A 22,023-nucleotide genomic window follows, 5' to 3' on the forward strand; every position below is an offset into this window, starting at 1 on the left:
CTTGTTCGTCTCTACTTTGTTTCTTCCCGTTTCAATCTTGTTTTGTTCGCTCCGGTGACATCCGCCACACCAGCGTTTTTGTTTTTGTTTCCCACCCCTTTCGGTTGAGAGTGCAAAGGTAGAAAAATTTTTGTTATTTAAAAGAAAAAAATTTTATTTTTCCTTTTATTTTTCTTCAGCTTTTCACTTCTTTCCGTTCCTTCCGGACAGGGTTGCAAAGGTAGCAGTTATTTTCACAACTCCTAATTTTATTTTGAAATAATTTAAAGCTTTCTCTCCACTCCCCTATATCCGTTTTCTGTGCTCCAATTAATCAAAATCCAACTTTTCAACTTTCTGCCCTTCCTCCGAAGCGGAATGCAAAAGTAGAAAAATTATCCGTACATGCAAAACAGTCATGGGCATTATTTTGGAACAAAGGCGCTAAAGCGCTGTAAAACAAAAAGAAAAAATTTATTGGCCATGGTGCGGAGTGGATGTTGATGCCACAGGCTGGGCGTGGAAGGGTGGAATGGGGAATGTTGTGGCAGGTTTTACCGGGAATGTGGTTATAAAAAGCAGTTAGACCGCTTTTGATTATTGTTTGACCAAAAAATAGGTGTGGTTATTTAACCATTAAGGAATTAAGAAAGTTAAGATGGGCCTTTTTGTTGTGAAGTTGATTATTGTTTAGCCTAAGAAATAAGTGTTGATTATTTAACCATTAAGGAATTAAGAAAGTTAAGGTGGATCATTTGGTTGTGAAGTTGATTACTGTATGACCTAAAAAATAAGCGTTGACTGTTTAACCATTAAGGAATTAAGAATGTTAAAATGGATCATTTGGTTGTGAAGTTGATTATTGTATAACCTAAGTGTTGATTGTTTAACCATTAAGGAATTAAGAAAGTTAAGATGGATCATTTGGTTGTGAAGTTGATTAATGTATAACCTAAAAATAAGCGTTAATTATTTAACCATTAAGGAATTAAGAATGTTAAAATGGATCATTTGGTTGTGAAGTTGATTATTGTTTAGCCTAAGAAATAGGTGTTGATTGTTTAACCATTAAGGAATTAAGAAAGTTAAGATGGACCTTTTTGTTGTGAAGTTGATTACTGTATAACCTAAATAATCGTTGATTGTTTAACCAATAAGGAATTAAGAAAGTTAAGATGGATCATTTGGTTGTGAAGTTGATTACTGTATGACCTAAAAAATAAGCGTTGACTGTTTAACCATTAAGGCATTAAGAAAGTTAAGATGGACCTTTTGGTTGTGAAGTTGGTATATGACAATGGTGAAGAAAAATTCCTACAACTTCAGATTAGATTACCTAGTGCTTGCTTTGTGTATTTAGCGTCAATCTCATTTAGATAAGCTATCGGATATTCTAGGGTTTTTTCCATGTGAAGAAAATGCTGGAAAAACTGCGTTTTTTATACTTGCCGTTGTTTTTAAACCCGATCGCAACGGAAAACCCGCGGGGCGAGGAACGAGCACGTGGATTTGAAGTGAAGAGCGGGACTGCTGGAATGGAAAAGCACAGAACTGATCGTTTTCAAAAACTCGCACCTAGTTGTTATACAATATAAGATGAAGCTCAATTTGAAAAGCTTTTACCGTTTTTGTTTTGCATACCTATGTATGATAGTGTGGAATTGAAAACTATTGGGTTAAATGAGTGCGCCTTTTTATTATCTTTGTGCTATTATGGCACAGAAGAATAACGACGAACAATTTAAGAATGTAATATCGCACGCTAAGGAATATGGTTTTGTGTTTCAAAGTAGCGAAATATATGACGGTTTAAGTGCCGTTTACGATTATGGCCAATTGGGTGCCGAGTTGAAGAATAATATCAAATCGTATTGGTGGAAAGCAATGGTGCAAATGCATGAAAACATTGTAGGCATTGACTCTGCAATTTTTATGCACCCGAAAATTTGGAAAGCAAGTGGGCATGTTGATGGTTTTAACGACCCGATGATTGATAATAAAGATTCGAATAAACGTTACCGTGCAGACCAATTACTGGAGAATAAGATTGATGAGCTATACTCGGAGGTTGCAGGTTTTAGTGATGAGAACAAAACTAAATTTGGAAACTTTAAAGCGGAAATACTTGGTTTGAGTGATGAAGGACAGGCGAGTTGGATTCCGAATTTTATAGACAAGGAAGATATTTTAAATGAGGCTGAATACCCATTTGTTAATGAAGCAAGCTGGCGGTTTGTAAAGAAGGGTTTGGCGCTTGAGGTGGAGATGAACCTAGCACTGAAAGCGGAGGATTTGGGTAGATTGAAAGATTTAATTGTTGATTATAAGGTTATATGTCCGATATCTAAAACATCAAACTGGACAGATGTGCGCCAATTTAACTTGATGTTTAGCACTCAGTTTGGTGCTATGGCAGAAGGAAGTGATGAGGTTTACCTTCGTCCGGAGACTGCGCAAGGTATTTTTGTTAACTTTTTGAACGTACAAAAATCGGGGCGGATGAAAATCCCATTCGGTATTGCGCAGATTGGTAAAGCTTTTAGAAATGAAGTGATTGCGCGTCAGTTTATTATGCGTATGCGTGAGTTTGAGCAAATGGAGATGCAATTTTTCGTTCGCCCGGGTGAGGATAAAAAATGGTTTGAGTATTGGAAGGAAGCACGTTTAAAATGGCATAAAGCGTTGGGAACACCAGATGACAAATACCGTTTCCACGATCATGTTAAATTAGCACACTACGCCAATGCGGCAACTGATATTGAATTTGAATTCCCTTTTGGATTTAAAGAGGTTGAAGGTATTCACAGTAGAACTGATTTCGATTTAACGCAACACCAAGAATTTTCGGGTAAGAAAATGCAATATTTCGATAACGATTTAAACGAAGACGGCAAACCTTACGGAAATTACGTGCCTTATGTTATTGAAACATCAATCGGTTTAGACCGCATGTTTTTATTAACCATGATTAATGCTTTTGAGGAACAAGATTTAAGTACTGATGATAAGCAAGATAGCCGCACGTTATTGCGTTTACACCCTGCTTTAGCGCCATACAAAGTGGCTGTTTTTCCTTTAACTAAAAAAGATGGTTTACCAGAAAAAGCACGTGAAATTATGGATACGCTGAAATTCGATTTCAATTGTATTTATGAGGAAAAAGACGCTATTGGTAAACGCTACCGCCGACAGGATGCAATTGGAACGCCATTTTGTTTAACAATTGACCACCAAAGTTTGGAAGACAATACGGTTACGATTCGTCATCGTGATAGTATGGAACAGGAACGTGTGGCTATTGCAGATTTGAGCAGTATTATTGGCAAAGCCGTGAGCTGGAAAAATTTGTTAGCGTAGTTTTTTAGTAAAAACGAAATTTTGGCATACAATATAATATAGCCGTGGGGGTTAAGCCTGCGGCTTTTTTATTGCGTTATATTTTAAGGATGATGCGCTGTGGCAAACAAATAGAATAGTTGCTATTATTAAATTTTTGAGGGGTAAAAATAAAACCGTTTAAACGGCGTTATCAACGAAACCACTTAAATGCATCGCGTAATTTTTTCTGTGTTGTTAATCTTCTTGTGTGCAGGTACCGCCTTTGCACAAGACTGGACAGCTGCTGAATTTAAAAAAGCAGATACAGGAGAATTTGTATCCTATCTTACGGACGATGAAAAAGATGTGATTTTCTATATGAATCTTATTCGCCTGGATGGAGACAAATTCTTTAACACCTATATTCAGGATTATGTTACTGCATATAATGAAAGTGTAAAACGTTACCGTAATTATAATCAGCTAAAAATTACATTAGACAATAGTTATTACAAATCTTTAAGAACACATTTACAACGTGTAAAAAATTTCCCTTTATTCTTTCCTGATGAAAAATTAACACGCGCGAGTAGAAACCATGCAATAGATTTAAAAATACATAACATAGATACACACGAAGGCAGTAATGGCGATTCGTTTGCGAAAAGATTGTCGAAGTATTTTCCCAATAAAGTGGTGAGCGAAAATATAGATTTTGGATATAATAAAGGCTTAGATATCGTTTGTCACCTATTATTAGATTGTGGTGTGCCTTCACTCGGGCATAGATATACGATATTGGATCAAAAATACAATCTTAATCTTGTTGGTGTAAATATTCAATCTCATCCATCAAATAAGTATTGCACTGTAATCGATTTTGTTGCACAACCTACTTATTTCTCAAACAATAAATAAAAGTTTTTGACGGAATCTGAACCGGATAATGGGTTAAATGAGCAAAAACCCCTTATTTTAATGCCAAACTACCGACGGAAATTGAATCTGCGATTCGTTTTTATGGACACATCTACTATTTAAAAATTAATTTACCTTTGCAGCTTGCAACCACCAAATTACAATGCGCAAACTGATATTAGCGATTATAGATTTTTTTCACCCACCTTTTAGAGGATATATTTCTTTACATAATTTTAGGTATTTGGCAACGGGTGGTGGCACACTGCTATTGGGTATTTTGAGCTACTATTTTGCTTACTTTTTCATTTTTAAAACTGCCGAAGTAAATTTTGGCGTAATTGTGTTGCAAAGAGAAACAGCTTCGTTATTGGTAGATTATTGTGTGGCCATTCCTACTAGTTTTTTGCTAAACAAGTACATTATTTTTACGCACAGCGAATTAAAAGGACGGGTGCAACTTTTTAGGTTTCTAAATTTACAGTTTATTAATATTTTAGCAAATTATGTGCTGTTAAAGTTTTTGTTAGAACTATTGCGAGATTACCCAACGCTGGCGATGCTTTCTAGAATTGCTGTTTCGGTTTTAATGGCACTTTTTAGCTACCTCTACCAACATTATTTTACGTTTAGCGTAAAAAAGATTGGCGAAAAAGCTAAAAAAAACAAACATTAACTTGCATAACGAAGCAAGTGCATTATAGCTTTTTTTTTTAAAGGTCAAGCTTAAATACTGCGTTTTATGAACAAGCTTTTGTTTATAAACGGGATGGTAGCGATATCCTTTTAATGCATTAAATTTAATATCGTTACTGGCTAAGCTATGAAACACTTTCGTTGTTGTTATTACTACCCGAAGTTTTAAAAGATTTAGCGAACAGCCCGACTGAAGTTTCCGAAGAACCACTGCCGTACTTTTTCTACTAAATTAGCGCAAAATAGGACGTGAATTATTTATTTATTACGATAACCTGTTAATTTTAAACGGTACTTTTTTGTTAACGCAAAAGCTACACCATAACTTAGTGGCCGACCAACTTATTTTCATTTTTGTATGAGCAATTTAAACCATTTTAATAATGTACAGGTGGCAAAATTGCCCAATCATTTGAAGCAATTTATTGTCGATCAAGATTATGAAAAATACACGCCTGTAGATCAAGCGGTGTGGCGATACGTAATGCGCCAAAATTATAGTTATTTAAAAAATGTTGCTTACTACCCATATATTAAGGGTTTGCACCGTGCGGGATTAAGCATTGAGCACATTCCGGATTTGCAAACCATGAACGATAATTTAGGAAAAATTGGATGGGGAGCTGTTACTGTTGATGGTTTTATTCCGCCGGCAGCTTTTATGGAATACCAAGCATACCAAGTTTTGGTTATTGCAGCCGACATTCGCCAAATAAACCATATTGAATATACGCCAGCGCCAGATATTATACATGAAAGTGCTGGCCACGCCCCCATTATTGCAGATGCAGATTATAACAATTACTTAAGCTATTTTGGTTCTATAGGTGCGAAGGCGATGTTTTCGGCTAAAGATTTTGAACTTTATGAAGCCATTAGAAAACTCTCTATTTTAAAAGAAGCTATTGAAGCTGATGAGGTGCAAATAGCGAAAGCCGAGCGCGCGTTGAGGTATTTAAACGAGAATATGGGGGAACCATCTGAGATGGCTTTGCTTGGCCGTTTGCATTGGTGGACTGTAGAATACGGACTGATTGGTACTTTAGAAGACCCGAAAATTTATGGCGCTGGGTTACTTTCTTCGATTGGTGAAAGTGCAAGTTGTATGCAAGCAAATGTGGCGAAATTGTGGTACAATATAGATACGATAAACTATCCGTACGACATTACGAAACCTCAACCACAACTTTTTGTTACACCAAACTTTCAAAACCTTATTGATGTTTTAGAAACCTTTGCAAATACCATGGCATTTAGGCGTGGCGGAACAGAAAGTGTTATGAAGGCAATTGCATGCAAAAATGTGGCCACGGCAGTTTATAGTTCTGGCCTGCAGGTAAGCGGTATTTTTACAGATATGGGCATTGATGAAAAAGATGAGATAACGTTTATCAAAACTACTGGTCCATCGGCCTTCGCAATTAACAACAAGCAATTACAAGGACATGGAAAAGATTATCACGCTACAGGATTTTCATCGCCAGTTGGTAAGTTAAAGAATGCAAATAAGGCGTTAGAAAATTACACCGAATTGGATTTAAAAGCAATTGGGCTAATAATTGGGGAGCACGTTAAGCTTGAATTTGAAAGTGGGATTAAAGTGAGCGGAAGCGTAAAATCCATTTTGATTTCGCTTGGGAAATTGATTTTGATTGCCTTAGAGGATTGCATCGTTATTGAGCGTAACGGCAACATTCTTTTTAAACCCGAATGGGGAATTTACGACATGGCCATTGGCGAAAAAATTGCTTCTGTTTTTAATGGCGCAGCAGATAAAGATGCTTATGAAGAGATTACGCTAATTAGTGGCGAAAAAACACGCCAAATAAAATACGATAAAGCGCAAATTGCACTGCACCAATTATATAAAACAGTGCGGGAAATTAGAGAAAAAGGAGATAGATTGAATGAACTTAGCGCTATTTTTAAAACGTTAAAAACTAACTTTAGGCAGGATTGGCTTTGTGCTTTAGAAATTTTAGAAATCGTCTTTCATAAAGAAATCTATTACGAATTAGAAAAAGAAATTTTAGATTATTTAGAGATTAAGGCAGGCAGAGTAGCAGAAGTTAGCAAATTGATTAGTGATGGATTATACGTAATTAAAAATCCGGTTAGCCAATTAGCCACCAATGATTAAGTTTGAGCAGAAAAACACAACCAATAGAAAATTAATAGGATGAACATTATAATTACAGGAGCAAGCAGTGGAATAGGCTTCGAAACTGCATTAGAACTAAGTTTACACACAGGAAATAAAATTGTGGCAATTGCCCGATCTGCAAATAAACTTAGGAAACTTTTAGAAATTGCGAAGGGAATTAACCCCGATTGCACCATATTACCGGTAGAGTTTGATTTAGTGAACGATGATTACAATGTTTTAGTTCCGTTTTTGAAAGAGCGCTTGGGCACGGTCGATATTTTAATTAACAATGCTGGGGCTTTAATTAATAAACCATTTTTAGAAACTACTGAACAAGATTTAGGCGAAATGTTACAGACCAATGTAGTTTCGCACTTTAAAATGATTAAGCATATTTTACCATTGATGCAGGCAGGTAGCCATGTTGTAAATGTTGGCAGCATGGGTGGCTTTCAAGGTAGTGTGAAGTTTCCGGGCTTGGCGGCATATTCTGCCAGCAAAGCTGCATTGCATATTCTAACAGAGTGTTTGGCACTTGAATTGGCCGAAACAGGCATTAAGTTTAATTGTTTGGCACTGGGTTCGGCACAAACAGAAATGTTAGAAACAGCATTTCCAGGCTATCAAAGTCCGGTTTTGGCATTTGAAATGGGTAAGTATATTGCCGATTTTGCAAAAACAGGGCACAAGTTCTTTAATGGGAAAGTTTTACCTGTTGCAGTAACCACGCCATAATTTAATATTGATTATTGGAAAATTATCCTTTACTTCGTGAAAATTGTAAACTAAAAATCAGAAATTATGGAACAAAACAATCCTTTTAACACCAATCCTAACTCAAATCCAAACCCAAACCAAATTACAACAGATAACGGTAAAACCGCGGGTATTATCAGTTATTTTACCATTATTGGGTGGTTAATTGCATATTTTGCTATGCATAAGGATAACCGCACCGAATTAGGTAGTTTCCAGCTTAGACAAACTTTGCTTTTTAACATAGCTGCAATTGTTATAGGTTGGGGATTAGGATTCGTTTTAGGCATCGCTGTTATGGCTACCGGTATTTACTCATTAGTTTATTTGTTGTATATCGTTCAGATTGGAATGTTCGTAATTTGGATAGTTGGACTTATAGGCGCTATTAATGGCGAGAAAAAACCAATGCCTTTAATTGGCGAAATGGCACAAACTACATTTTCGAGTATATAAAAATTTTTTATGAGCAGGAAAGAATATATTTTCTTTCCTGTTTTATTAATTTTTCAATCCTTTTTACCGACTAAAAAATATTTTCATATATTTGGCACAAGCCTATGAAGAAATTATTTGTAATTTTTATTTTAACAGCCCTCTCTACATTTAGCGTAACCGCGCAAACTAGTTTACCTTTGCAATATTTTGAACTGGCAAAAAAATTGATTACCCCCACTCCTAAAAACGACTTAGTTAAAGTTAATACTTCTAGCGTAAATGCTCCAGCTTCATCATCTACCCTGATTGATTTTGCAAAAACGATGTTGGGTATCCCCTACCGTTATGCAACCAGTAACCCTAAAGTCGGTTTTGATTGTTCGGGATTTGTAAGCTACGTTTTTAATAATTTAGGTTTTAAAGTACCAAGATCTTCACGAGAATTTCCAAGCGTTGGCAAAGAAACAAATTTAGAAAATGCCAAAGTTGGCGATGTTTTAATTTTTACGGGTACGAATCCACGTGTTAGAAAAGTTGGGCATGTTGCTATAATTTATTCGATTGATGCTGACGGCATAAAGTTTATCCATTCTACCTCCGGAAAAGAACATGGCGTTACTATTACACCTTTTAACGATTATTACAAAAGTCGTTTTATGAAAGTTGTAAGTATTATATAGTAATCTGAGTTCGATAACTTAATATTGATTTTTTGGAGTTTATACGATGTTTCGATGTTGTAAGTTCGAGATACTGTTCGACGTCTTTGCTTTAGGAACGACAATTTTTATATTAAAGAATTCAAGTTTTAAAAATTTTACTTCTTTTGAAAATAGAGAATTATTTTAAAGCAACACTATTTTTAGCGCAAGATTTACATTACCCGCTTGAAGATATTTTTTTGCCAGCTCATGTAATTCCCGTTCTCGATTGGTTGCATCTCCAATTGTGGCATCTAAAACTTCTTTCACGTCTGGCAGTAGATAAATTACATCAATTTCATTATCAGTAGGCAAATTTTCTACATTACCCAACATACCTAAATCGTTTCCGGTTAGCACTTTCGAAAAACGTACGTTCTTTGGCAAAGCATCAACGCCAATACCTAAAGTATGTAAGGGTTTGGCAACCTTAAATAATGCATCTGGCAATACTCTGCAATACCAATCTCCACCTAACCTAGCTACTAAATCAATTTTTTGTTGGTCTATTTTACCGTCCGCATCTAAAATCTCTTCTTTAATGTGAATAAGTTTAATCTCTACTAAAATTAAATTACCAGCACCGTTTTTGTCACCAAGAGGAATAATTTCATTAACCACACATTCAAACTGAACTGGTGCTTCTGCAACACGTGGTGGCTTAACCAGTTCTGAAGGTTGCATGGTAAAGCCAGCTTTTTCAAACTCATTAACACCTTTTGCATATTCGGTACTTGCCAAGCTCATTTGTTGCACCATTGCATAATCAACAATGTTGATTACGCATTCTTTAACCTCCTGTACGTTTTGAAGCGTATGTTTTGTAGAATTATCTCTCACTCTTCGAGCGGGTGAAAAAACACATATTGGTGGATTTGTACTAAAAAGGTTAAAAAAGCTAAATGGACTTAAGTTTACATTCCCATCCAAATCAATTGTAGAAGCAAAACATATTGGCCTTGGCGCAATGGCATACTGCAAATAATTTTGCAATTGCATTGGGTTTAAATCTGATGTTTTTAGAGTCAGCATGGGGTACTAAAGTTTTTTTATTGATTTATCTTGAATACTACCAAATAGCAAAACAGCTACAAAAGCGCCAATTAAAGCTGTAAGCATATCTGATTGAGTATCCCAAATGTAGCCTTGAGTACCTAAAAAAGCATCTCCAGATTCTCCACTATTTACAGACACGAACCATTCTATTAATTCGTAAAATGCGCTAATTGCAAGCGCTATCGAAATGACTATAAAGGCACGCCACTTCTTTCCATTTACTACATTTTTACGAACAAATATCTCTCTAATAATTAGCGAAGGCCCAAATCCTTGAATAAAGTGCCCTACCTTATCATAATTATTTCTTTGCTGATGAAAAGTCTCCTTTATCCAATCAAACAATGGAACTTCAGCATAAGTATAATGTCCTCCAATAATCAGAATTAAACAATGCAATAAAATTACGATGTAAGTAAAGTTGCTAAATCGAAATTTATTATACGTGAAAATTAGAACTAATACGCCTATAAATGCCGGGATACATTCTAAAAACCATGTAAAAACTTCTTTGCACCCTATAAAGGAGAGCACAGAACTTAAAACAAAAACAACAAGTAATGTAATATGAAATTTCAATCTCTATCCCTTCTTTAAAGCAAAAAGTGAAAAATCTGTTTCAACCCGTTTAATGACATTGCTTAATGCGCCCAAACCGGTAATTTCCATTTCAACAACATCATCTGGTTGCAACCATTGTGTTTTATAATTCGGATCGTTTAATAATCCCGTTCCGTTAAGTTCTAAAAAACAACCTGTACCAACTGTACCAGAGCCAATTACATCACCAGGAAAAATATCTACACCATAAGCACAACGCTCGATAATTTCAGCGAAAGTCCAATCCATGTCTGATGCATTACCTTCGGATACCAGCACACCATTTACTCTACAAGCCATTTTTAAATTATAACTATTGCCTACATGGCCTGCTTTCGCGGGTACTTTGTGCTGCTCCAATTCATCTGGCGTTACTAACCACGGACCGATAACGGTAGAAAAATCTTTCCCTTTTGCTGGCCCTAAATTTAAAAGCATTTCTTCCATTTGCAAGGTTCTTGCACTCATATCGTTCATTATCATGTAGCCAGCAATGTACTCATCTGCTTCAGAAGCTTTAATATTTCTACCTTTTTTACCAATTACAACAGCTACTTCCAACTCAAAATCTAATTTTTCGAAATGATCAGGCATACATTCAATTTCGCCTGTACCTTGAATTGCGTTGTGGTTTGTAAAATAAAAAATAGGGTATTGGTCAAATTCTGCAATCATTTCTACTTTTCTATTTCTGCGGGCAGAAGCCACATGTTGCCTAAATGCATAACCATCTCTACAGCTTGTTGGATGTGGCACAGGCGCTAAAATTTCGTAAAAAATTTCTTCTTTAGCTTGAAGTTTCCCACTTTTTATATCTGAATTTATAGCTTTCGCCCTTTCCATCAGTTCTACTCCACCTTCTAAAAAATCTTTCATATTATCCGGAATAAGCTTATCGCAACTATTCAGATTGTAGATATGACCGTCATTAAAAATGCCAAGATGCTCTCTGTCTTCTGTTTTATAGGATACTAGTTTCATATTAGAGTAGATTTAAGTTATGTGGTAAAGCTAATGAATTAGCGACTGCAATAAATTTAATTATTTCGTTTTAAAAAACAAAAGTTTTCTGTTCTGTTTAAAAACTGTACTTTAGCAGCACCAAAACCATGAACTTAAAAGCATTACATATCCATTTAGTCAACGATGCCATTGCTGCACGTCGCTATAAGATGCTATCCAAGCTGATCATGGCTCAGTATTCTCTGTAAATTCTTCGATGTTTTAATTGAAACGCATTCGTGTTTTAATTGTTTTTACTATTGATTTCTTTTCTAACCTTAACATAAATTATTATGTCTGTTTACCACAAAATGGGACAAATTCCGCCTAAACGCCATACTGTTTTTCGCAAACCTGATGGAAGTCTATACGCTGAGGAATTGGTTTCTACCGAGGGTTTTTCGAGTTTATATTCTTTGGTTTACCATTGCTACCCACCAACTATTGTAAAAAACCTTGGTGAACCTTACAGCGTTGAGCCTAAGATTGCCCGCGAAAAGCACCTAAAACACACCAGTTTAATTGGTTTTAAAATTAAACCTGAGGATGATTATCTAAAAAGTAGAAAACCTGTATTGGTTAATAGCGATTTGCACATCGTTTTGGCGGCACCAAAAAAATCAATGACCGATTATTTTTACAAGAATAGTCAGGCAGATGAAATGATTTTTATTCACGAAGGATCAGGAAAACTAAAAACTGGCTTTGGCGAAATAAAATTTGGCTACGGCGATTACCTTATTATTCCACGCGGTACCATTTACCAAATGGAATTTGATTCCGAAAATAACCGTTTGTTTATCGTAGAAAGCTTTAGTCCGTTGCGTATGCCGAAACGTTATTTAAACCAGTATGGGCAATTAATGGAGCACGCACCCTATTGTGAACGCGACATACGCTTACCAGAAAACTTGAAAACCCATGATGAACATGGCGATTTTAAGGTGTTAATTAAGAAACAAGGATTAATTTATCCTTACACCTATGGTACTCACCCATTCGATTATATTGGCTGGGACGGTTACCAATATCCTTACGCTTTTTCTATTCACGATTTTGAGCCGATAACAGGTAGATTACACCAACCGCCACCAGTACACCAAACGTTTGAAGGGCATAATTTTGTAGTGTGCTCTTTTGTTCCGCGTAAATATGATTACCATCCAGATGCCATTCCTGCACCGTACAACCACAGCAATGTAGATAGCGATGAAGTTTTATATTATGTTGATGGTGATTTTATGAGTAGAAAAAGTGTAGTGAAAGGACAAATCACGCTACATCCAGGTGGTATTCCCCATGGCCCACATCCTGGAATGGTAGAAAAATCTATAGGTAAAGAAAGCACAGACGAATTGGCTGTAATGATTGATCCCTTTAAACCTTTAATGCTAACGCAAGATGCATTAGATATTGAAGACGAAAATTATTATAAAAGTTGGTTAGCGTAGGGTGAAGCGCGAAAGACTGAAAAGTCGGAAAACCTGGGAAGTCCGAGGTCGGAAGATATGAAGTCGAAAAGTTTGAAAGTCGGGAAATCTAACACAGGGTATAAAGATTCATTTAATATAAATATTCAAGTTAATTTTCGAATAAGAACTAATTAAAATAGACCAATACCAGAGTTTGGACTACTATAAAAAACGACACAATGTCTTTCCCGACTTTCGGACTAATAAAACACAAAATCATCCGACTCTCGGTCTTTCCCGACTTTCGGACTAAAAAAAAACTTCCGACTTTCGGACTAATTAAAAAAAAATGGAAACATTCGCAGAAAAAATTGCAAAAGCAAAAGATTTTTTACCCATAAACGGTACAGATTATATAGAATTTTACGTGGGCAATGCCAAACAGGCTGCACATTATTATAAAACCGCTTTTGGATTTCAAAGTTTAGCATACGCCGGACCAGAAACGGGAGTTAGAGATCGCTCATCGTATGTATTGCAACAAGGCAAAATTCGTTTAATCTTAACAACGGCCTTGCAATCCGCTCATCCAATATCCGAACACGTAAAAAACCATGGCGATGGCGTAAAAGTTTTAGCACTTTGGGTTGATGACGCATATAGCGCTTACGCAGAAACCACGAAACGTGGTGCAAAATCGTACATGGAACCCAAAACAATATCAGATGAGTTCGGCGAAGTGAGAATGAGCGGAATTTATACTTATGGCGAAACGGTACACATGTTTATAGAGCGCAAAAACTATACTGGGCCATTTATGCCCGGTTTTCGTAAGTTAACGAGTGATTACAATCCAGTTGATGCAGGTCTGTTGTACATCGATCATTGTGTCGGAAACGTGGGTTGGAACCGCATGAACGACGCGGTAAAATACTACGAAGAAGTAATGGGTTTTGTCAATATTCTTTCTTTCGATGATAAGCAGATCAACACCGAATACTCTGCCTTAATGAGTAAGGTGATGAGCAATGGCAACGGTTTTTCGAAATTGCCGATAAACGAACCGGCTGAAGGAAAAAAGAGATCGCAAATAGAGGAATATTTAGAATATTATGAAGGCGAAGGCGTGCAACATATTGCTGTGGCAACTAAAGACATCGTAAAAACCGTGAAAGAATTAAAAGCCCGTGGTGTAGAATTTTTGAGCGCTCCACCGGAAGCTTATTATGATATGATGCTACAACGTGTTGGCAAAATAGACGAAGAAATATCACTTTTAGAAAGTCTAGGTATTTTAGTCGATTGCGATGAAGAGGGCTATTTATTACAAATTTTCACCAAGCCAGTGGAAGATAGGCCAACCCTATTTTTTGAAATTATACAACGCAAAGGCGCTCAAAGTTTTGGAGCAGGAAATTTTAAGGCGTTGTTCGAATCTTTAGAACGTGAACAGGAATTGAGAGGAAATTTGTAGATGACTTAAAGAAGAGCAAAGAATAAAGACCAGTAGCAAAAAATAAAGACGAGAGTTATAAAACAACGACCACTTTCTTCTTACGATAAGCCAATTGTAGTGGATTAGTCAAGTAATAAGAATGAGAAAAATGCTAGTGGTAAATTTGATTAAATTTCGACCTTCGCGCTATACTCATCACTCAAAACTAATCACTCATAACTCTCTAAAAACTTCTTCACGTAAACTTCATAAAGTTACTGCACCTTTGAAATAACAAAACATAAGAAGCGATTTCCGTTTTGTTAAATTCTTAAAAACTCATATTTAGTTTTTTAGTTTTCCGGTTACCCTTATCTGATACCTCATGTATTGCAAAATACATGAGGTTTTTTTAATTACATTGTTGCCTAAAAATAGAGTAAAGATGGTTATCTCTTTAAAACATAAATTTTCAATCTGCTTACTTTTAATACTCATGTTATCATTTAAAGCAGATAAAAAAGAAGTTGCTAAAAAAAATATTATTTCGGAGAAGGCGTTTAACGAATTGTTTCCCTTACGCGACAAATTTTATACTTATAGCGCATTTATCAACGCAGTAAATGCGATGGCTAACCTAAAAATAAAAATTGAAATGCGCGGCGATTGGATTTACAAGATCACACGTACCGATAAAAGAAATAACAACCCAATTGTGGTAAGGCAAGACCAAGATTGGGAAACCATTTGGGCAAAAGAGAAACCATATAAATATATTGACGTAGATTATGCAGATTTTTGCAATGCTAAAGATTTAAAAACCAATCGAAAAGAATTAGCTGCAGTATTTGCCCATGTTGCCCATGAAACCCGAAACGGGATTGACAAAAAATTTAATGATGGATTAATGTTGATTGATGAATTAGCACCAACATCAGCATATATATCGCCAAACGTAATCTATCCAGCAGCAGATGGAAAAAAATATTACGGAAGAGGTCCAATTCAACTAAGTTACAATGGCAACTACGGCTTTGCATCTGACTGTATTTTTGGCGACGAAAGAGTTTTGTTAAACAATCCTGATTTAGTAAGCAACAATGCTATTTTAGCTTTCGAAACTGCAATTTATTTTTGGATGACTCCACAATCAGCCAAACCGTCTGCACACGATGTAATGGTTGGAAACTGGCAACCAACCCAAGAAGAGCAAAGTAAAGGTTTTAAGCCGGGTTTCGGCATGACAATTAATATTGTAAACGGTTACGCCGAATGTAACAAAAGCGAAAACCAAAAAGCCATGCAAGATAGAATCGGGTTTTATCAATATTTCTTAAATAAGTTTAATATTTCGGACGCAAATTGCGCTTGTTCTTGTGGTGCGATGCAACCGTATGCCAACTAATTTATTCGCTACTTTCTTTAAGCATTTGATAAAGATCGGCCACGCCACCGTCGAATTTTGCCTGATTTACATAAAATGAGGGCGTACCGTTTACACCACTTCTAACACCGCTTTCAAAATCTTTTTCAATTTTATCTTTTACCGCACTAGAATCCATATCTAACTTAAATTTTTCTAAATCCAAATCAATACTTTCTGCAAGTTCTTCAAATATTCCTTCCGCAATGCGGTACTGATTTTCATAAAGCGCATCGTGCATTTCCCAAAACTTATTTTGTAAGCCCGCTGCTTCTGCACAAACCGCAGCTTCAAATGCAAACTGGTGAGCTTTTTGGAGTGGAAAATTGCGAAAAACGAATTTAATCTGATGGCCGAAAGTTTCTTCTATTTCTTTAAGAATGGGGTATGCATCGCCACAAGCCGGACATTCATAATCGCCGTATTCTACAATTTCAATCGAAGCATTATCACTGCCTTGTATATGATCAATTTTTGATACTATTGGTTTTAATGTACTCATATTATTTTTATTTAAGTTCTTCTAATGCATCTAAAATACCATCTGCACCAGGATTTATCCCTTTTGGAGACAAATAACTCCATGCAATTTTTCCTTCCTTATCAATTACGAACAGTGCTCTTTTACTCTCGCCCGCTTCCTCATCGTAAACGCCGTACGCTTTTGATATTTCACCTTTAGGTTCAAAATCGGCCAATAACGGAAAGTGTAATTTTCTATCTTGTTGAAATGCCAAATGACACCACGAACTATCTACCGAAACACCAAAAATTTGCGCATTATGTTTGGTAAAGTATTTAAGCATTTCGTTGTAAAGCGCCATTTGGTCACTACAAACAGGACTCCAATCTGCAGGGTAAAAAGCTAAAATAACGTTTTTACCTAAAAAATCTTTAAGTTTTATATTTTGATCTGGCGTAGCCTTTAATTCAAAATCTGGTGCAATACTGCCTTTTTTTAACATAGTGTTAATAATTTTAAGTTATAAAACTTCGCCTAAGTGTTTATAATTAGATTTAATGGTATCCAAAACTTCGCCCATTTTCCCGCCTAGCATAAGCTTAGTCATGGATACAGTCATGCCTTTTATTTGTTCCCATTCTACTTTTGGTGGCATGGCTAAAGCATTAGGATTTGTTAAAATATTTAATAGAATTGGCCCTTCATAATTCAAAGCATTTAAAATAGCACTTTCAACTTCTTCTGGTTTTGACACCGTTATTCCTTTAAAACCCATTGCTTCAGCTATCAATGCAAAATCTGGATTTACCATATCCGTTTCATTATCTGGCAAACCATCAACTTCCATTTCTAATTTTACCATCCCTAAAGCCCTATTGTTAAAAACGATTATTTTAATAGGAAGATTGTACTGCTTAATTGTGGCCAAATCTCCTAATAACATAGAAATTCCACCATCGCCACAAAGCGCAATAACTTGCTTATCTGGGTGTGCAAGTGAGGCGCCAATCGCCATCGGCATCGCATTTGCCATCGATCCATGGTTAAAGGAACCAAGCATTTTCCGCTTGCCTGTTCCGTGTATAAACCTCGCACCCCAAACGCAACACATTCCGGTATCAACAGTAAAAATAGCATCGTCGTTGCTCAATCTGTCAATTGTATCCGTTACAAATTCGGGTTGAATCTTATTTTCTTCTCCGGTATCCACTACGTAATTTTGTTGGTGTGCTTTAACTTTATCATAAAATTCTAGCTGAGTTTTTAAAAAAGCATCCTCACTTTTATCGTTAATTAGTGGCATAAGTGCGGTTAAAGAATCTTTAATATCCCCACATAATCCCATGTGTAAATTTGCTCTTCGTCCCAATCTTTCCGCACTTTCATCTATTTGAATAATGATGTTTTTATCGGGCATAAATTTTTGATACGGAAAATCTGTTCCCAAAAGCAAAACGATATCTGCCTCGTGCATACTGTGGTAGGCAGAAGGTTGACCAAGTAAACCTGTCATTCCAATTTCGTAAGGGTTATTAAATTGCATGCCCATTTTAGCACGAAAAGAATATCCTATTGGTGCTTTAAGTTTTTCGGCAAGTGCGATAACCTCACTATGTGCGTTTACAGCGCCAATTCCACAAAAAATAGTTACTTTTTTATCCTCGTTCAAAACTGACGCCAGTAAATTTAATTCGCTGGCAACAGGTGTAATAACAGGTTTGCATTTAAAAAACTGCATCGATGATTCCGCTTCGACGGCATCCATTTTAGCAACATCGCCAGGAAGACCAAAAACAGCGACACCTTTTTTTGTAATGGCATGTTGAATAGCAGACTGGAACATTCTCGGAACCTGCTCGGCCGTTGTGGCGATTTGATTGTATAAACTACAATCATCAAACAACTTAGTAGTATTTGTTTCCTGAAAATAATCCATCCCAAACTGATTGGTATCAATTGTTGAAGCGATTGCAATTACCGGTACATGAGAGCGGTGCGCATCATATAAACCATTTAATAAATGAACATGACCCGGGCCAGAGCTTCCTGCACAACAGGCAATTCCATCAAGTTCGGCCTCAGCAGCGGCAGCAAAAGCACCTACTTCTTCATTTCTAACGTGAATCCATTTTATCTTTCCGTTACGACGAACGGCATCATTAAAATAGTTTAAACTATCGCCTGTAACCGAATAAACTCTTTTTACACCAGCCTCAACAAGCATTTCAACAAGTTGTTCTGCAACATTTTTTCCCATGGAGGTAATTATAAATTTAAAAAATACTTAAGCAATACCTCAAATATTATTATTGTTTATACCATAAAATGGGAGAAATTGTTTCAACACATAGTCGAATTATTAAAAATATTATTTAGTAGGCTTTAAGGTGTTATCCCAATTTTTGTCGCTTAATTAAATACGATTGCAAAACTGAATAAAAGCCTTCCTTAATATCGGCATCAATTAAATCTATTTTATACTGCGCACATTTTAGCGCAATTTCTTTCCGATAGGATGAAACAGCATCTACATAATTTGCTTTAACCTGATTGGCATGAACTTTAATTTCCGCTCCTGTTTCCATATCTATAAATTGATAAGGCCTGTTTTCAAAATCAAAATCTACTTCTTTAGCTTTATCTAAAACATTAAAAACCACCACTTCGTGCTTATTAAATTTTAAATGCTGTAGGGCATCAAATAGTTCGGTGGTTATTTCTCCGCCGTTTATATTACTAAACAAATCGCTAAAAACAATTACCAAAGAGCGTTTATGAATTCGATCTGCAATTTGATGGAGGGCGCTGCTTAAATTTGTTTTTGCATTGGTTTGCGGTTTTCGTAAAACTTCTTCTAATTTATTAAAAAGGTATTTTTGATGCGCAGTGGTAGATTTTGCTGGCGAACTCATCATAATTTCATCCGTAAATAAACTCAACCCAAAAGCATCCCGCTGTTTTTTTAACAGGTAAATGAGCGAAGCAACAGCTTGGATGGAAAATGAAAGTTTATTATTTTTGGGTTCGGGAAAATACATTGATGAGGAAACATCAATTGCAAATTGGCAACGTAGGTTAGTTTCTTCTTCAAAACGTTTGGTGTAAAACTTATCCGTTTTGGCAAAAAGTTTCCAATCTATATTTTTAACATTGTCGCCAATATTGTATTGTCTATGCTCGGCAAACTCAACTGAAAAGCCGTGAAACGGACTTTTATGCAAGCCTGTGATAAACCCTTCAACAACTTGTTTAGCAAGTAATTCTAAATTTCCATATCCTGTTTCGTACTCAAAACTTTCTTCTTGCATGTTGTAAATTTAGAAAAGAATTTTTATTGTATTACTTTTGCCGCAATAATTAAAAATAGCATGAAAAAATTTACACTATTAACACTGTCATCCCTGATTAGTTTTTATAGTTTTAGCCAGACCGTTACAGACGGGAAGGTAAACACCGAAAGCTCAAAAATTTTAGGCAAGTTAGACACCGCTAAAAAAGCCGAAGGTTGGACAGTTAGAGGAACAAACACGCTTTTACTAAACCAAGCAGCGTTTTCTAACTGGGTTGCCGGCGGTATCAATTCTGTTGCATTAACGGCTCGTGCCGATTATGAATTTAACTTAAAACGCGGAAAAAATCTCTGGGAAAACCGTGCCTTAATGGGTTATGGATTACGCTCGGAGCAACAAAGTAGCACTACAAAGGTTGAAGATGTGATTGATTTAACCTCGAAATATGGTTATCAAATTAAACAAAGTAACTGGTTTATGGCCGCTGCTTTAAATTTGAAAACTCAGTTTAGCAAAGGTTACGATTATAGCAACCCTACACAAGGTTATTTATCTAACTTTTTATCGCCGGGTTACGTTACGTTAGGGTTTGGGGTAGATTATATTCCAAATGATAATTTTCAGATTAGTATTCACCCTTTAACATCGAGATTTACATTTGTACAAGATAATGCAGTTTTCGATCCGAATAACGATGGTATTTTAACCGATGCATTTGGCGTGAGTCCCGGAAAACACTTTGTGTACCAGTTAGGTGCGTATGTTGGCGGTAGATATAAAGTTAAATTGATGGAAAATATTTTGCTGGATAACCGGTTTGGTGTTTTTAGTAATTATTTAAAAGATCCTCAAAATTTGGTAATGGCTTATTCTGGTATTTTAGATATGAAAGTTAATAAATTTATTTCTACGCAGATTACTGCTGATTTATTTTACGATAACAACCAAATTGGAAAATTACAGCTTAAAGAAACTTTAGGTGTTGGTTTAACTTACAAGTTCGGAAAATATTAATTCGTCCGGCAATCGGATAGTAAGAAGGCCGAAAGTCAAATGCATTAAATAGAAAAATCGGATGTTGCATTTTGCAACTCCGACTTTTTTTTTTGTTCTTTATCTTCTTAAATTCCTGTTACGGACTTTACTGTCTTTCGGTTTTTACTGACTTCCCGGCAAATTTACTTCTTCCCGATCCTATATAATTTTCCGCCATCGGTAACGGTATAAATTGCACCATCTTTTCCTATCGCCATATCTCTAAAACGCTCGCCTTTATCCGCCAATAACTTTTCTTCGCCAACAATTTTATCATTTTTGATGATCAATCTAATTACTTGCGATCCGCTAAGCGCACCTACAAATAGATTCCCTTTCCATTCTTCAATCACGCTACTGTTATAAAAGGCAATGCAACCCGGAGAAATACTTGGATTCCAATAATAAATTGGTTGCTCCATACCGTCTTTCTGTGCAATGCCGTCACCAACCTTTTCGCCATTGTATTCTGTGCCATAAGTAATTACCGGCCAACCGTAATTTTTTCCGGGCTTAATAATATTGATTTCATCGCCACCTTTTGGACCGAATTCTGCTTCCCATAAATCACCTGTTTGAGGATTAATCGCCAAACCATAAGCATTGCGTATGCCTACGGCATAAATTTCTGGCCTTGCATTTATTTGATTTACAAACGGGCCGTTGGCCACGGCTTCACCAAACTTTGTGATGTGCAGAATCTTTCCTAAAGAGGAATTTAAGTATTGAGCCTGCATCCTAGTATCAAAACCCGAATGGTCACCCATTGTCACGAATAAATTACCGTTTTTATCAAAAATAAATCTCGAACCGTATTGTAGGTAACCTGAATAAGCGTTTGTCGCCCGGTAAATTACGGTTATATTTTCAATTTTATTCTCATCTGTTGATAATTTCCCTTTAGCAATCGCTAATAAAGAGCGTGTATCCTGAAACTCTGTATAAGCCCAATAAATCATTTTATTGTTTTCAAAATCAGGATCGATCGTCACATCTAATATCTCACCCTTACCTGACGGTCCAACTTTTGAGATATGGCTTATTTTTTTACCAATTATACCATCCTTGCTAAGTATTACCATAGTGCCACCTTTTTGCGAAATCAAAAATCGTCCATCTGGAAGCAATGATAATCCCCATGGTCTTTCCAACTTATCGCTTAGTATAGAAATAACCAATGGTGTTTTAGTTATCACAGGCTTAGCTTGAGTTTGCCCTTGAAATGCAGGTTTATAAACTATGGACGGAGGTTGAATAGCAGCAAGATTCGGCACTTTTACAGTTTTGGAATTTTCACAACCAAACAAAATGCTTAAGAAATAGAGTAACAAAGTTTTATAAAATATTTTTCCAAT

19 protein-coding genes are annotated in these 22,023 nt (G+C 36.1%); 11 read left to right on the forward strand and 8 right to left on the reverse strand.

Features of this window, described 5'->3' with window-relative positions; translation table 11 throughout:
- Window positions 1-1,692: 1,692 nt before the first annotated feature.
- The 7 genes from EZJ43_RS16125 (at window position 1,693) to EZJ43_RS16155 (ending at window position 8,931) form a co-directional block, all read left to right on the forward strand.
- Window positions 1,693-3,336, forward strand: coding sequence for a glycine--tRNA ligase (locus EZJ43_RS16125; RefSeq protein WP_133263754.1), 1,644 nt, complete (start codon window positions 1,693-1,695; stop codon window positions 3,334-3,336).
- 189 nt (window positions 3,337-3,525) lie between these two features.
- A complete protein-coding gene (locus tag EZJ43_RS16130) occupies window positions 3,526-4,215 on the forward strand; it encodes a CAP domain-containing protein (protein ID WP_133263755.1) in 690 nt (229 codons plus the stop codon).
- A 163-nt stretch (window positions 4,216-4,378) separates the two neighbouring features.
- Complete coding sequence (locus EZJ43_RS16135) at window positions 4,379-4,891, forward strand: GtrA family protein (RefSeq protein WP_133263756.1); 513 nt, start codon at window positions 4,379-4,381, stop codon at window positions 4,889-4,891.
- Between the two features lie 378 nt (window positions 4,892-5,269).
- Window positions 5,270-7,051: an aromatic amino acid hydroxylase gene (locus EZJ43_RS16140; RefSeq protein ID WP_133263757.1), complete on the forward strand. Its 1,782-nt coding sequence runs from the start codon at window positions 5,270-5,272 to the stop codon at window positions 7,049-7,051.
- A gap of 39 nt (window positions 7,052-7,090) precedes the next feature.
- On the forward strand, window positions 7,091-7,792 hold the full coding sequence (locus tag EZJ43_RS16145; RefSeq protein ID WP_133263758.1) for an SDR family oxidoreductase: 702 nt from the start codon (window positions 7,091-7,093) through the stop codon (window positions 7,790-7,792).
- 66 nt (window positions 7,793-7,858) lie between these two features.
- Window positions 7,859-8,269 carry a hypothetical protein gene (locus tag EZJ43_RS16150; protein WP_133263759.1) on the forward strand — a complete coding sequence of 137 codons (411 nt, stop codon included), beginning with the start codon at window positions 7,859-7,861 and terminating at the stop codon, window positions 8,267-8,269.
- Window positions 8,270-8,373: 104 nt separating this feature from the next.
- A complete protein-coding gene (locus EZJ43_RS16155) occupies window positions 8,374-8,931 on the forward strand; it encodes a C40 family peptidase (RefSeq protein WP_133263760.1) in 558 nt (185 codons plus the stop codon).
- A 165-nt stretch (window positions 8,932-9,096) separates the two neighbouring features.
- Here the strand turns inward: EZJ43_RS16155 and EZJ43_RS16160 are convergent, their stop codons facing one another.
- From EZJ43_RS16160 to EZJ43_RS16170, 3 genes are read right to left on the reverse strand one after another with little or no spacing between them, the layout of a single operon-like run.
- The gene (locus EZJ43_RS16160) at window positions 9,097-9,984 is read right to left on the reverse strand and encodes a flavin reductase family protein (RefSeq protein ID WP_133263761.1); all 888 of its coding nucleotides are present in this window, start codon (window positions 9,982-9,984) and stop codon (window positions 9,097-9,099) included.
- Window positions 9,985-9,990: 6 nt separating this feature from the next.
- A complete protein-coding gene (locus EZJ43_RS16165; protein WP_133263762.1) occupies window positions 9,991-10,587 on the reverse strand; it encodes a DUF2238 domain-containing protein in 597 nt (198 codons plus the stop codon).
- 3 nt (window positions 10,588-10,590) lie between these two features.
- Window positions 10,591-11,589 (reverse strand): fumarylacetoacetate hydrolase family protein, encoded by a 999-nt coding sequence (locus tag EZJ43_RS16170; RefSeq protein WP_133263763.1) that lies wholly within the window; start codon window positions 11,587-11,589, stop codon window positions 10,591-10,593.
- A 314-nt stretch (window positions 11,590-11,903) separates the two neighbouring features.
- Between EZJ43_RS16170 and EZJ43_RS16175 the strand changes: the two genes are divergently transcribed.
- From EZJ43_RS16175 to EZJ43_RS16185, 3 genes are all read left to right on the forward strand, one after another.
- A complete protein-coding gene (locus EZJ43_RS16175; RefSeq protein WP_133263764.1) occupies window positions 11,904-13,061 on the forward strand; it encodes a homogentisate 1,2-dioxygenase in 1,158 nt (385 codons plus the stop codon).
- A gap of 310 nt (window positions 13,062-13,371) precedes the next feature.
- A complete protein-coding gene (gene hppD / locus EZJ43_RS16180) occupies window positions 13,372-14,496 on the forward strand; it encodes a 4-hydroxyphenylpyruvate dioxygenase (protein WP_133263765.1) in 1,125 nt (374 codons plus the stop codon).
- A 457-nt stretch (window positions 14,497-14,953) separates the two neighbouring features.
- On the forward strand, window positions 14,954-15,862 hold the full coding sequence (locus EZJ43_RS16185; RefSeq protein WP_165953196.1) for a chitinase: 909 nt from the start codon (window positions 14,954-14,956) through the stop codon (window positions 15,860-15,862).
- A 1-nt stretch (window position 15,863) separates the two neighbouring features.
- Here EZJ43_RS16185 and EZJ43_RS16190 read toward each other — a convergent pair whose 3' ends face one another.
- From EZJ43_RS16190 to EZJ43_RS16205, 4 genes are all read right to left on the reverse strand, one after another.
- Window positions 15,864-16,382, reverse strand: coding sequence for a DsbA family protein (locus tag EZJ43_RS16190; protein WP_133263767.1), 519 nt, complete (start codon window positions 16,380-16,382; stop codon window positions 15,864-15,866).
- A 7-nt stretch (window positions 16,383-16,389) separates the two neighbouring features.
- Window positions 16,390-16,845 carry a redoxin domain-containing protein gene (locus tag EZJ43_RS16195; protein ID WP_133263768.1) on the reverse strand — a complete coding sequence of 152 codons (456 nt, stop codon included), beginning with the start codon at window positions 16,843-16,845 and terminating at the stop codon, window positions 16,390-16,392.
- Between the two features lie 18 nt (window positions 16,846-16,863).
- Entirely contained in the window at window positions 16,864-18,600 is a 1,737-nt protein-coding gene (locus EZJ43_RS16200) for a thiamine pyrophosphate-dependent enzyme (RefSeq protein ID WP_133263769.1), read from the reverse strand.
- A 133-nt stretch (window positions 18,601-18,733) separates the two neighbouring features.
- Window positions 18,734-19,651 (reverse strand): DUF58 domain-containing protein, encoded by a 918-nt coding sequence (locus EZJ43_RS16205; protein ID WP_133263770.1) that lies wholly within the window; start codon window positions 19,649-19,651, stop codon window positions 18,734-18,736.
- A gap of 60 nt (window positions 19,652-19,711) precedes the next feature.
- Between EZJ43_RS16205 and EZJ43_RS16210 the strand changes: the two genes are divergently transcribed.
- Window positions 19,712-20,647, forward strand: a complete 936-nt coding sequence (locus EZJ43_RS16210; protein WP_133263771.1) for a DUF3078 domain-containing protein — start codon at window positions 19,712-19,714, stop codon at window positions 20,645-20,647.
- A gap of 164 nt (window positions 20,648-20,811) precedes the next feature.
- Here the strand turns inward: EZJ43_RS16210 and EZJ43_RS16215 are convergent, their stop codons facing one another.
- Window positions 20,812-21,942 carry a PQQ-dependent sugar dehydrogenase gene (locus EZJ43_RS16215; protein WP_243718118.1) on the reverse strand — a complete coding sequence of 377 codons (1,131 nt, stop codon included), beginning with the start codon at window positions 21,940-21,942 and terminating at the stop codon, window positions 20,812-20,814.
- Between the last annotated feature and the right edge of the window lie 81 nt (window positions 21,943-22,023).

Source organism: Pedobacter changchengzhani, from assembly GCF_004354365.1.
Taxonomy (GTDB): Bacteria; Bacteroidota; Bacteroidia; order Sphingobacteriales; family Sphingobacteriaceae; genus Pedobacter; species Pedobacter changchengzhani.

What these genes read in the sequence shown, in the direction of transcription:
- EZJ43_RS16125 (WP_133263754.1), top strand. Translation starts at nt 1,693, where the DNA reads ATGGCACAGAAGAATAACGACGAACAATTTAAGAATGTAATATCGCAC.
- EZJ43_RS16130 (WP_133263755.1), top strand. Translation starts at nt 3,526, where the DNA reads ATGCATCGCGTAATTTTTTCTGTGTTGTTAATCTTCTTGTGTGCAGGT.
- EZJ43_RS16135 (WP_133263756.1), top strand. Translation starts at nt 4,379, where the DNA reads ATGCGCAAACTGATATTAGCGATTATAGATTTTTTTCACCCACCTTTT.
- EZJ43_RS16140 (WP_133263757.1), top strand. Translation starts at nt 5,270, where the DNA reads ATGAGCAATTTAAACCATTTTAATAATGTACAGGTGGCAAAATTGCCC.
- EZJ43_RS16145 (WP_133263758.1), top strand. Translation starts at nt 7,091, where the DNA reads ATGAACATTATAATTACAGGAGCAAGCAGTGGAATAGGCTTCGAAACT.
- EZJ43_RS16150 (WP_133263759.1), top strand. Translation starts at nt 7,859, where the DNA reads ATGGAACAAAACAATCCTTTTAACACCAATCCTAACTCAAATCCAAAC.
- EZJ43_RS16155 (WP_133263760.1), top strand. Translation starts at nt 8,374, where the DNA reads ATGAAGAAATTATTTGTAATTTTTATTTTAACAGCCCTCTCTACATTT.
- EZJ43_RS16160 (WP_133263761.1), bottom strand. Translation starts at nt 9,984, where the DNA reads ATGCTGACTCTAAAAACATCAGATTTAAACCCAATGCAATTGCAAAAT.
- EZJ43_RS16170 (WP_133263763.1), bottom strand. Translation starts at nt 11,589, where the DNA reads ATGAAACTAGTATCCTATAAAACAGAAGACAGAGAGCATCTTGGCATT.
- EZJ43_RS16175 (WP_133263764.1), top strand. Translation starts at nt 11,904, where the DNA reads ATGTCTGTTTACCACAAAATGGGACAAATTCCGCCTAAACGCCATACT.
- hppD (WP_133263765.1), top strand. Translation starts at nt 13,372, where the DNA reads ATGGAAACATTCGCAGAAAAAATTGCAAAAGCAAAAGATTTTTTACCC.
- EZJ43_RS16185 (WP_165953196.1), top strand. Translation starts at nt 14,954, where the DNA reads ATGTTATCATTTAAAGCAGATAAAAAAGAAGTTGCTAAAAAAAATATT.
- EZJ43_RS16190 (WP_133263767.1), bottom strand. Translation starts at nt 16,382, where the DNA reads ATGAGTACATTAAAACCAATAGTATCAAAAATTGATCATATACAAGGC.
- EZJ43_RS16195 (WP_133263768.1), bottom strand. Translation starts at nt 16,845, where the DNA reads ATGTTAAAAAAAGGCAGTATTGCACCAGATTTTGAATTAAAGGCTACG.
- EZJ43_RS16200 (WP_133263769.1), bottom strand. Translation starts at nt 18,600, where the DNA reads ATGGGAAAAAATGTTGCAGAACAACTTGTTGAAATGCTTGTTGAGGCT.
- EZJ43_RS16205 (WP_133263770.1), bottom strand. Translation starts at nt 19,651, where the DNA reads ATGCAAGAAGAAAGTTTTGAGTACGAAACAGGATATGGAAATTTAGAA.
- EZJ43_RS16210 (WP_133263771.1), top strand. Translation starts at nt 19,712, where the DNA reads ATGAAAAAATTTACACTATTAACACTGTCATCCCTGATTAGTTTTTAT.